General features: G+C 61.7%; 2 protein-coding genes. Both read right to left on the bottom strand.

Annotated features, from left to right (window positions below; all coding sequences use genetic code 11):
- Positions 1-1,824, bottom strand: a 1,824-nt coding sequence (locus Q1W15_RS00415) for a filamentous hemagglutinin N-terminal domain-containing protein (protein ID WP_300719461.1), incomplete at its 3' end; no start/stop codon positions are given.
- Positions 1,825-2,030: 206 nt separating this feature from the next.
- Positions 2,031-12,729: filamentous haemagglutinin family protein (locus Q1W15_RS00410; protein WP_300719459.1), on the bottom strand; the 10,699-nt coding region annotated here is incomplete at its 5' end.

Genomic DNA, 12,729 nt, shown 5'->3' with positions numbered 1-12,729 from the left:
CACCACTTCCTTGCCGGTAAACGTCAGCGTGCCGCCCTGGGCCATCCACTCGCCCACGCCATGGCCCTGAGTGCCGAGGTAGCCGCCCACTTCCAGCAGGCCACCGGCGGTGTACCAGCGGTCCGTCGCGTAGCCGTTGGTGCCGGCCGGGACAAACACCAGCTCGCGCAAATCGACCCACACGTCGTTGTTAATCAACTTGCCGCCTTCGCGGTTGACTGGCGCGTCGCGCTGCTCATTGCCTTGCACGTTGATCTTGATGCTGTTGGATTCCATCGACACCCTGACGCCGACCGCACCTGACACATCGATCATGGCTCCGTCACGTACCAGGCTGCGCTGGCCTGCCGTCACAGCCACCTGGCCGCCCGTGGCCAGCGTGGTGGAGCCGTCCTTGAACTCTACCGTGCCGCCGCTGACGATCTCAATGCGGGACTGGTCGATACGGTCACTGATGGTGCTGAGGTTGTTGAATCGCCCGGTGGCGGTGTTCACCGCATTAGGACGACCGTCGAGGTTAATCAGACCGTTGTCGCGTTGGCTGTTAAGGGCGGTATTGCCCGTGTCGTCCAGCAAAATGGCGGTGGTGCTGCCCTGCCCCAGTGTGACGCTGCCCGTGGTGTCGGTGATCGCGTTCAGCAGGTGAATCGTGCCGCGGGTGTCCACCGAGGTGCTGGCCAGCGCAACAGCATTTTGCTGCACGTGATGCCCGGTGAGGGTGATATCGCCGGTGGCGGCCATGATCAGGCCATTGTTGGTGACCTTACCGGCGCTGCTGCCCGCCTTGAGGCTGGTCGCCACTTCGTTGCCACGGGTGGTCGAACCCTGATTACCAGCAGTGCCCACGCCGCGACGGATATAAAAACTGTCACCGGCGGCCAGGGTGGTTTGGCCCTTGGCGGTAATGATCGTACCGGCGTTTTCCACTTCCGCGCCGAGCAGCAAGGCATAACCACCCGCATCAGTGGACGTAGCGGCCGCGTGAGTCTGGATCAACGCACCGCGTTGCACGTCAACCTTGCCCACGGCATCGGTGAAGGTCGCTTGGCTACCGTTGGCGTCCACGTAAAGGCCGCGCTGGGTGAACTGGTCGTCGGTGATATTGGCCGCGGCCGCCACCAGGTTGCGCACGTTCACCTGGCTGGTGCCGGTGAAAATCACACCGTTGTTGTTAAGGATCATCACCGTGCCCGCGCCGGTGATGTTGCCCTGAATTTCACTCGGGCGAGCGTTAGGGTCGTTGACGCGGTTCAGTACGGCCCAGTTGGACTGCTGCTGGAAATCGACCGTGGTATTGCGCCCGACGTTGAAGGTTTCCCAGTTGAGAATCGCCTTGTCAGCGGTTTGCTCAATGGTCACTTTGGTCTTGCCACCGGCCTGGCTTTGCGTCGGGCCTTTGGCGTTGGTCCAGCCTTGGCTCAAGCTGTTATCGACCTGCAAACCGCCCTTGCCCAGGCCGTCTGGAATGGTCGACACCTGCCCCAACGCCGCTTGGCGCCCGGCGGCTTGGGCTGCCTGCTGCGCAGCAATGGCCGCGACCGTGGTGTTGAGCGTGGTCAAGGAGCGTTGCAACTGCTGATTGACCTTGGCCTGCTGGCTCAGCGTCGGAACCGTTGGCAACTGCGCGTTGTTTCGGGCAGCGGTGGCGGCCTGCGATGCGCCCTTGTCAGCGAACCAGCCGGAACTGAACGGCGTCGCGGCCTGCGCAGTGCCTGCAGCCATCAGCAAGGCGATGGCATGGGCCAGCGGCTTGAGGCCCAGTGTTATCGGGCGCTCAGCAGCAGCACGCGCGCGGTGTCGAACGGAAGAGTTGCAACGGACCATCTGGAATCATCCTTTCTGTAATCGCCCAAGGGCAAGGCAGGCTGTACGTATAGGAAACAGGCGGTTTACGAGGGGCTGGACTGAACCGATGTCATCGAAAATTCACAAATCCGCAAAATAAATCCGTTGACAACGGGCAGAGGGGCTTCAAAAAAAGGGGTGATCAATGATCACCCCAAGGCAGAACTACGACGTAAAGTCTTTAGTTAGAGGCTGATCTGCCCCCGCTCAGCATCAGTCAACCGGGCCTGAGCCTGTTCGCTCAGCGGGCCTGCCCCCAGCACTTGCACCGGGCTGCTGGGGTTGTACCCCGGCGTCACTTGGGTCTGTTCCGGCGCGTGTTGCACCGGTTCGTTGCCAAAGCTCAGCACTTCAACCGTGACAATCGACGCCCGCCCCTGGCGCGCCGCGGCCTGTTGATTACGGGCCGCCCCTTCTGCCGCCTGGGACGCTGCCGCGCCCGCCGAGCTGGCCGAACTCATGGCCCCGGTGTTCACCACCGCTGCCACCGGCACCCCGGACGACTTGCCCTGGGTCTGGATGTTCGCCGCGTTCACCACCCGTAGGGCGGCGATGTTGATGTTGCCCGACACGCGAATCCCCGCCTCACCCGCATCGATGGTGCCCAGCGGTGCAATCAGGTCGATGTCACCGGCCGGCACTTCCGGGATCGGGTTCAGCGTGGCGATACCGGCACCGGTACTCGGCACCGAGGGCGACAGGGCCACGTTGCCCCAGCCGTCATACACACGCTTGGGCGGCGTATACACCACGGTGGTCTTGGAACCCCGGCCGGCGTTGATGTCACCGGCCGCCGACCAGCCCATGATCGAGCCTCCGAAGGTGGTCATGATCCGGCTTTGACCCAGCAGGATGCTGCCCAGTGAGTACAGCTGGATATTGCCCGCGCCCTGAGTAATCACGCCCGCCGAAGCCGGTGGAGCCACGCCTTCGATACCGAACGTCTGGCTACCGCCCGGGGTGAGCATCTGGATCGAGCCCCCAAAGTCGGTGTGAACACCCGCCCCGCCAAACAGGCGGATGTCGCCCTGATACGTGATGGCATTGCCCGCCACGTCCTTCTCCGGGAACAGTGCTGCAATCGCCGCCCGGCCACGGGCATAACTGCCTTCACGCACACCACCAATCTGGTTGTACTCACGGCCGCCCGCCTCCAGCTCGGCGAAGTACACGTCACGGGCAAACACGCGCTGCTGCTCGCCGGGCAATTGTTTGAAGTACGCCACGGCCTGTTCGCTGTTACCGCTAAAGCCGAAGCGCTCGGCCAGCCAGACCACCAACTCGTTTTCGTAGGTCTTGGCCACCTTGCCGTTGGATGCCGACAACGGCTCACCGACCGCAATCTGGTTGGCCGGGTTGAGGTAAGCCTCGGCAAAGCGCTGGTAGTGCGCACCGTTAACGCCTGTTCCTGCTTGCAGGGCGATGCTCGCCCCTTGACGCAAATCGCCGTCAACAATCGGGCCAATGCTGGTCACGCTGACCTTGTCGTCCATGACGATGCTGCGCCCGGCGGTGATCTCCAGCCCGCCTGGCCCGGCAATGTTGAAGCTGCTGTAAATGATGTCGCGCCCAGCCGAGACGATGGAGATATCGGTCGCGTTGTTATGAACAAACAGGTTGCCCGTGGTGATCACCTCTGGGTAAACCTCACCATTGTCCCCGGGGTTGGCCCCGCTGCTGACGATATCGCGCCCGGCCATCATCCACACCGGACGGCTGCCTTCGTACCAGGTTTCGCCGCCATGCGGGACGTTAGGGTTGTTGTAAGCAATGATCCGACCGCTGTTAACACCAATCAGGTCGCCCTTCACGGCATAGAAGCGTGAAGGATCCGCGGTAGTGCTCAAAGCCTCAGAGACTGTACCCGGACCAAACGTAAACAGTGACAGCCCGCCATTGCCGAAAGTACCGTAGTTACCGGTTTGTGACAGGTTGCTGTAATTTTCCCACCCGAGCGTGGCCAAAAAGGCCGGATTCCACGGGGTGGCCATGCTGCTGAGCGCTGTGCTGGATTGGGTAACGCTAAAGCCACCGGCGTAAATCGAGTCCTGCGCCAGGAACTGCAATTGCCCGTTTTTACCTGGAGCCAGCAGCAGCGGGTAACTGTAGCTGTCGTAATCACGGAACGTGGAAGCCTTGCCATAGTAAAAACTGCCACTGGCCGCGGTGGCCCTGAGGATCGATGGATACACCACCGCCATGTCCGTGTTCAGGCCCGTTACAATCGGCGTCAGGTTGCCGCCTTCGGCATACAGGTCGACGGCGGTGTTGGGGGTCCACAAAGTAAACCAACTGCTGGAACCGCCATTGACGTTATTACGGCTGAAGGCTGATTGGTTGTACTGGCGCACACGCCCTGCATCATCAACTGTTTGCACGACCAGGTCGCCCAAGGTGTGCAGACTGAACGTTGCATCGCCTGCTACCAGAGTCACCCCGCCCTGCGGCATGCTGCGGCTGGCGCGCAGGGGTTCAGCCGCACGCACATCACCCGGCACCTGAGCCGAAGTGCCGTACAACGTGTCGATGCGCCCGATGCTGGCGGCCTGCACTTGCACATTGCCGCGTGTGTTGACCAGTACACCGTCACGATTGCCGAGTGTTTCAATAATGGCTACAGGGTTTAGTGCGCCTCTCACTTGCACGCGCAGGTCACCGCCACCGGTCACTTGCAGGCTGCCATCGCTGCTCACCCGGCCCGTGCTGCCAACGGCCAGCACCAGGCCCTGGGTGCGTTTGTTGTTTCCATCAATCGTGTAGGTCGGTTTTTTCAAGGAGCCCGCGTCGCCCCCCACGTTCACGTTCAGGTCACCACCACCCAGCGTACCAAAACCCGTGAAACCAATCAGGTTGTCAGAGGCGATGTTGGTGTAAGTGCCAAAATTGATCCACCAGGCAACAGGCTGAGCCTGCCCGCCCGTTGCCGCATTGCCACTGCCCTGACGCCACAACCAGTTACCGACATCAGCCGTGTTGTTGCCGCTGTCATCCGGGTTAGGCCTGAACTGGCTATAGCTCCCCCCGTTGTCGAGATTGCCGGTGAGGTTGCCATTTACGTTTAGCGTCAGGTTACCGCCCGCCTCCGGGTACCAAGCGCGGTACAGGCTTTCGCTACCACCGTTAACAAACTGCTCGAAATAGCTGGGTTTTTCCTTGAGCACGGTGCTACCGCCCTTCAACGCCCGTGGCTGGTTGAAGGGATCACCCGCGTAAGTGCCAGTGGACGAGGTGCCCGCCGTGTACACACCATACGAAGAGTCCACGCTCAGGTTGCCACCGCTGAGCAATTGCAGGTCTCCGGTGCCGGTACGGACCACACTGAAGCGCGAGCTGGTCGGCAGGGGTGCATATTCCTTGGGGCTCTTCGACACGCAGTAGCTCGGTGTGGCCACGCAGAATGTAGACGCGCCCCCTCTAACCCCAAGAGACTCCAGGATCCGATCATCGACCTCGCTTCCTACCGCAACGATGATACCTCTTCTCTGCAGGATGCCCGCTGCGTACGAGGTCCAGACATACATGAGTTTGGCTTGGCAGTAGTCGGCGAAGTTAGTGCAAAAATCGGCAACCGACCCCAGCTCAAACTGATCCAGGATCGATTGATCAACCGGATCACCTTCCTTGACCTCAACGCCGGCATTCCCAAGGTCTTCAACCGCATAAGCGGTCCAGACCAGCACACCTTTGGGCGGTAACTCTTTGGCAAACATGCCGAAGTGGCTGTCGGCCAGGCGCAGTGTGCCGTTGCCCGGATGAGGTTGCAGCAGGCTGATGTCCGCAGCTTCGGTGTCCGCGCCGGCGACCAGGCGCAGTGACCACGACTGCGAACCTTCGGCCAGCATCGGTGAAATCGCCCAGTTTTTGCCTTGACGTCCAGCCACTTCAGGACGCAACTGGATCGAATCAACGTTGCCCACCAGCTTCACATCGGTGCCCATCGGAATCAGCGCCCCGCGCGCCAACGTCATGTTGCCATCCAGGATGACGACATTTCGGCCTGGGTCCAGCGCTTGGTACAGGGCTGGCAATGGCACTCCTTTAGGCCAGAGCATGGCCCGCAGCGAGGCGGACTGACCCAACAAGGTCCCAGCTTCCAGTTGAGTACCGGCTTGCAAGGTGTACGGCTGGCTCAGTAAGGTGCCGGCCGCCAGCAGCGCATTGCCCGAAGCGTCGAGTATCGCAGCCGCCAACACGGTGCCGGCAGGCAAGGTCAGCGCTTGTGCCAAGGTTGCCCGCGCAGGCAAGCGCGTACCGGCCACCACGGTCATGCCTTTGATCGGCAAATCGTAGTTGAGCACCGAGCCCGCCATGTAGGTGGTGCCATCTGCCAGGACCACGCCATTGCCCGGCACGATGGTGTCGCCGCTGGTAAAGTCGCGACCTTTCAACAACACCCAGCCGTTGTCATCCATTGTTTCCGGCGGTGGCGCGAAGCCATCGTTGATGCTGCCGTAGATGCTCAGGTCGCCCCCGGCACGCAAGGTCAGGCTGCCGGATTCACCCGAGCCGTACACCGAGGTCTTCTGGCTGTTGCGGTTGAGGCTGGCGTAGCGATAGCCGGACAGGTCGACATCGCCCTGCACCACCAGGTCGCCATTCGGGGTGTTGCTGATGATTTCTACGCCCGGACGCAGGTGGAAGGTGTCGGCGTACGTGATGGTGTTCAACCCGGCCAGCTTGTTGTTCAACAGATTGCTGTTTTGCAACGCGGCCTTGATAAACGCTGTGCTCAAGGCGTGCTTGCCATCCAGATACGCCTGGTCAATCACCTGATACGGCCTGCCGCTGGCGGTCGTGTCAGTCATCACGGGCGCGTCGTCGTAAGTCGCCATGCCGTTGAGGGTGATTGCCCGCGCACCTTTAATGTCCAGACGGCCGCTGGCATCAATGGCGATGTCGTTGTTGTTCAGGCGTGGCGCGTTCATTTCCAGGGTGCCGCGGTTGCGCCCGTCATTGCCCGGCGTGCCCGCAGTGCCGTGACGCAGGTCGATGCGAACGCCGTCCGCCAGGGTCAGTTGCCCGGTGCCGGAGCCCAGCACCACCATCGCCCGGTTCGGGGAATCGATGATTTTGCCGTAGCTGTCGACACGCAGTTGACTGCCGTGGGCATCGAGTACCGCGCTGCCGTCCAGGGTCAGGCCTTTTTTACCGGCCAGGTTGATGCTGCCCACGCGTTCACCGCTGGCGTCCACCAGGCCCGTCACTCGCAGCGTGCCGTTGTCGACCGAGACGTTGATGATGTTGGCCTTGAGGCCGTTGCCAATGGTCAGATCACCCTGCTTGAGCTGGAAGCTGCGAGTGCCGAAGACTTCGCCGTCATTGAGGCGCTGGTTGAGCGCTGCAAACTGTTGATCCAGCGAACCCGTGGCCCCCAGGCGCTGGGCCTGGACTTCGACGGTGCTGCCCTGATACGGCACAAGGGTGCCGCCGGCATTGTAGTAACCGCTGTTGCCACCCAGGATCTTGCCTTGCAGATCCACCATGCCGCCCGCTACGTCCAGCGCCACGGCGCGCAATTTGCCACCCTGGTTGTGCTTGGCTGACAGATCGATGGTCGAACCCGCCGCCTGGCGGATAGTGCCGTGGCGGCTATCGAGCAGTACGTCGCCGCCTGCACCGTATTGGGTGATGTCGTTGAACACCACGGCACGACCGGCCACGTCGATCAACGATTCATCGGTCAACTCCACATCACCCGTGGCGTCCAGCGTGACCTTGCCGCTCGGCAATACCACCGACGAGGCCAGGCGGATGCTCTCGCCCTTGAAAGACAGCTCGCCGCCAAACCCTTTGACCGTGCCGCGAGGACCGGCACCCGCCGAGATATCAATGGTACCGCCCGCGGTCATGCGGTTGACCGAGCCACCTTCACCGGTCATCAACGGTGTCACGATGTTGAGATTGCCGCCGCTGTAGGCAAAGCCTGTGACCGGGTCATACGCGCCCTGGCGTTGGTACACCGACAGGCTGCCTTTGTAGTTGGCCGTGATGCGATCACTGGCATTCAGGTTGACGTTGGCAAAACCCAGCACCAGCCGGTCAAACACGGTGTTGTTGCTGGGCTGGGCGAACGGGCCATAACCGAACTCGATGCGCTCGGCGTTGATATCCAGACGCCCGCTGCCGGTGCCCGCACCGTCAGTGATCACAGCGCCCGGTGCGCCCGTGGCACCTTGCCAGATCAGATTGGCGGTGTGGATGGTCGCGACATCATCGGCATTGCCCAAGCCGTAGATCGCCGGGGTCGACAGCACCAGATTGTTCAGCAACGACTTGCCGGTCTGTGCGTCGTAGGTATCCAGAAGCGTGGTGCCATAGAAGTTGAACGCCTGGCCCGCCGACAGTTGCAGGGTTTCCAGCGCCGGGGCTCCCGTGTGGGTGTCACCGCGCATCAAGCGTTCAAGCACTTGCTGGTTAAGGGTCAAGCCCGCTGGCAACACATTGCGCGCGGCCGCATCCGCCAGCCCGGCCGTGCTGCCGACGTTAATGTTGCTCAAGGCCAGCGTCAGGTGGCGAGTGCCATAACGCACGGCATCGTCCAGTTGCAGGGATTTATCGGTCGCAGCGACGATACTGCCCTCGGAATAGATCGTAGTCTGGCCCGAACAGTTGCCGCTCGGGCACACGCCGATCTGGATATCGCCCGTCGGCTCGGCACTGTGGTTGACATAAGGCAGCACATTGATCAGGCCATTGGACACGGCCAGCATGCTCGGCACACCCTCGTAAACAAACCCGTCGCGAGCGTCATAGACCGCTGCACCGCGACCCAGGGTCGTAATCGAAGCCCCCTGTTCGATCACGATGTCGCCGGGGCCTGCCACGATCACCACTTCAGGTGCCGAGAGGGTCGCACCGCTGCGCACAAACACCGAGTTGCCCGGTGTGTTCACGCCATAGGGGAACTTGACGATATTGCCGTTACGGCCATATTCCACTTGGGGCAAGCCGCCAATAAAGATGCGCTTGGCATTCAGATTGTTAAGGCTTTGCGCCGTCAACGTCAGCCCTTCGAACGCCTCAAGCGAGCTGTTGGCATCGACGATTTGGGTGTACCGGCTCTCAAGGGTATCGCCGCCCAGGTTGATAACCCCCACAGTACCGCCGTAACCGCCTTTGGCCGCTTCAAATTTGCCAATGCCGTCGAACGTGAAGGTGTCTTTGCCGGCACCGCCGGTAAACGCCAACTTGAGGGTTTTGGCGTCCACTTCCAGCATGGGCCGTGGTACGCCGAGCCTGGCCGCATCAGCCATGGCAAATTGGGCGTAGCTGGTTTCGTTGTACTGCGAATAACGGCGCAAGGTATCGGCCGAGGTCAGGATCACCTGGCTGTTAACGCTGTTGTGAATGCCCGTATTGATAATCGACAGTTGCCCGGCCGTTGACCACGAACCGTTGCGCATCAGTGTTGTGGAGCCATCACTGCCCTGCCCGGCGAGGCCGTTGATCTCCACCCGGAAAGCCCCCGGTTTCAAGGCGTAGGTCGATGGCATCAAGGTGTAGGTACCTGCGGGCAAGCCCGGTACGCCTGCGCCAATGGTGATTTGCTGGCCCACCAGCGGCGTGCTCGCGCCGGCTTCGCCCGTGGCCGGTGCATAACCGGCTTGAACGCCCGGCACGATGGCATAAACCGGGTTGGTCGCCAGGCCCGGCAAGGTAAAACCGCTGCTGGCCCCAAACTGTACCAACGGGTTGAAACGCGCATCGGTCGAACCGCCACGCCCTGAAATAAAGCCTGCGCCCAACAACTCGCCGCCGCCGGACAAATCCAGGGTGGCACCGGGCAATACCGTCGCCTTCGTGCCGCCCAGAATCACACCGACGGTCAGTTCACCACTGCCGGACATCCCCAGGCCGCCCTGCCCGACGAAGACCACGTTTTTACCGTTGTAGCGATAAACCTGACCATCCACAGTGCCGCCATACGGCAGCACCAGGCCTTTGGCGCTGACCGACGTCAGGCTGCCCGGCAACAGTTCGACCCGGGAGTTGCCCGCGTTACCGAGTTCAATCATCCCCAGCGGCGCACGCAACACGCCGCCCTGTTTGATGGTGTAAGCCCCCAATTGCAAACGTCCGAAGACCGAGTCCGGTGCCACACCGTGATCATCGCCGACCTTTTCGATCGTCAGGGTGCGGGTCGGATCAAAAACCACCTGGTTATCGATGACGTCGATGCCCCCAACCAACACCTGAGCCTTGATTTCACTGCCTGGGTAAATACGCGCCGCGCGCAGAGTCAAATCCCCTGCTGTACGCAAAACGGTACTGAAACCGCTGGAGGTATCGCCGCCATCACGCCCGGCGAGAAAGCGCAGGTCGCCGCGGCTGTTGAGCTGGACGTTATCGAAGCTCAGCGTGTCGCCGAAACCAACGCGATCGCGAATGTCCAGCAGGTCGCTGTCAACGACTAACGTGCCCTCGCTGCGCAACCCTGGCGATGTGTCAGCGATGTAAGGCCGCGTCCAGGCTTCCATGCCGGATTTATCCGGTTCCAACAGACCACTGAGGACCACATGCGGGGCGCGGAGGTTAACGTGCGACCTCGGGTTGGCATTGCGTGTCAGGCTGACGCCACCGGTATACAGGTGCAGACTTTGCCCCAGGCTCAGCGAGATATCACCGTCAACGCTGAACACACCCCGGACCAGCAACGTCAGGTTGTCAAAACCACCGGCCTTGACCTGATCCACACCGAGCGCACCGTGACCGTAGATCAGCGAATCCGCCGCCGCTTCAGCGCTGTCAGGCAGGGCGATGGTTTTATGCTGCTGGCTCAGCACCAGTTGGCGCACCGGCAACACACGGTCTGTAACGTGCTCGTTCAAGTAATACGGGGCTTCCAGCGCCAGCGACAGACGCCCGCCTGCCGCACCCGAGCCGCCGGCATTGGCTTTGAAGCTGCCGTCCAGGTACAGGCCATTATTGGAGGCGAAGGCAATATTGCCGCCATTGCTGGCCACGTTGACGCGGCCCTGCCCCGGTATATCCAACAACGCCTGGCTACCGGACGCGTCCAGGCGTGCGCCTTCGCGCACCACCACAAACAGATCGCTGGCGGTGGCGATACCCGTGCTTGGGTTGACATCGCCGCCGACAATAATCTGCCCGCCATTGCGCACCTGACCATACACACGGCCACGGCTGTCAACAGCGGTCACGGCACGCGAGGCCACGTCAATCAGCGCCTGCTCGCCGATCCAGATCGAGCGGCCATGGCCGATGCCATCGACTGTACTGGATTCGCTGTTGCTCAGGCCCGTGAGGCTGACACTGCCGCCCCAGGCGTTCAGCGTGCCATCGACCGTCAGTTGGCCGATGCTGCGCAGGTTAATCGCTTGACCAGGGTCGACATTAATCACCGTTCCCTTGCCCACCATCAGCGCAGTGGTCGCCGCCTGCTCGCCCGAGGCAAGGGTGGTACCGGCGTTCAAAGTAAGGCTGGCACCCCGGCGCTGGGTCAGCACGCCCTTGAGCGCATCCTCCTGATACAGCGACGGCGTCCAGCGCTCAAGGGCCGTGGTCGGATCGCTGCCCGTTGGCGTGGACGCTGCCTGCTCGCCCAAATGATAAACCGGCATCGTCACGTCGACTTTCGTGCCATCGGTGACGATCAGCCCTTCGTTGCCGGTAATGTCGTAGGCCGAGAAGCCTTTATTGAAGAAGTCCCCTGCCAGATGCAGGGTGTCGGCCCCCGGCGCGGTGCCGTTGTCGCCGATCTGTACCTTGCGCGCCTGCACGGCCAGCGTGCCGCCGCCGTTTACCCCGTAACCGCGCACCTCACCGCCTAACTCCAGCGTGTTCATCGCCGCCAGCGTAGCGCTGCCGCCCTTGCCGCCGCTGGCCTTACCGTCCAGGCCAAGGGTTGCGCCGGACGACACCTCTACCACGCTGCCTTCGGCCAGGCTCAAGTCACCGGTGCTGCGCAGCGACACCTTGCCGCCATTCAAATACCCGGCGCTGGCGTTGTTCACACCGTCTTGTGCAAGGTTGGTCCAGCGCCCGGAAGCGTCGAGCTTGATCCCTTCGGCGACCTTGACCCACGCAGGCATCTCATCCGTTGGCCCCAGATACACATCCCCCACGGTCATAGCACGCTCGGTGTCAGGCTGGTTGAGAATGTTGCCCGCGTTGATGTTGCCCGCATGGGCCGTGAGGTTGGCGTTAACCGCCACCCGTGGCGCAAACAGGGTGATATCGCCGCCATCAGCGACTTTAAGCGCGCCGTTGACCACCACCTGCTGCTTGGCCGAGGCCTTGAGCGCACCCAGTTCAAAGCCATTGAGCAGGTCGCTGTCGAGAATGATTTTGCCCTGACGATCCGCTGGCAAGACCCCATCCAGGTTCAAGCCATCGGCAATTTTTTGCGTGTTGGACTCAAACAGCACCTCGTCAGCGACCGGGTTCAGGCCGTAGCGCAAGGTGCCGGTGGCTTTGTTGAAGACCGGCGTGTAGCTGCCGATGATCAACTGCGCACGTTGCGCGGCGGCCAGCGGTGACTGCTGGTAACCGTCGAGATTAATGATCGGTGCCTTGCTCTGCCGATCACCTTGGAACACATCGCTGATCAGCTTGCCTTCAAGTACCGCACTGCGGGTGCCGACTACCAGCTTGCCCGCATCGCGGCCCACGGTGTAACCGGCTTCATAGCGGCGTTGCGGCGCAATCAGCGGGTTGTAGTAATGATCGGTACGGCCCCAGCGATCACTGCTGTCTTCATAACCCTTGTAAAAGCCGGTGTAGAGGATGTCGCCCGGAGCCCTGGAAAGTTCATACAGGCGGCCCTCCGGGCCCTTGAGCCAGGTTTGCTGAATGTAGCCCCCCTGCACATCCACCGTACCGCCCGACAGGTTGAACTGCGCGTTCTTTTCGGTCACCACTTCC

It is taken from the genome of Pseudomonas sp. (assembly GCF_030150285.1).
In the GTDB taxonomy this organism is placed as follows: domain Bacteria; phylum Pseudomonadota; class Gammaproteobacteria; order Pseudomonadales; family Pseudomonadaceae; genus Aquipseudomonas.
The sequence above is the reverse complement of the archived record's forward strand: the minus strand, read 5'-3'. Positions and strand labels throughout refer to the sequence as shown.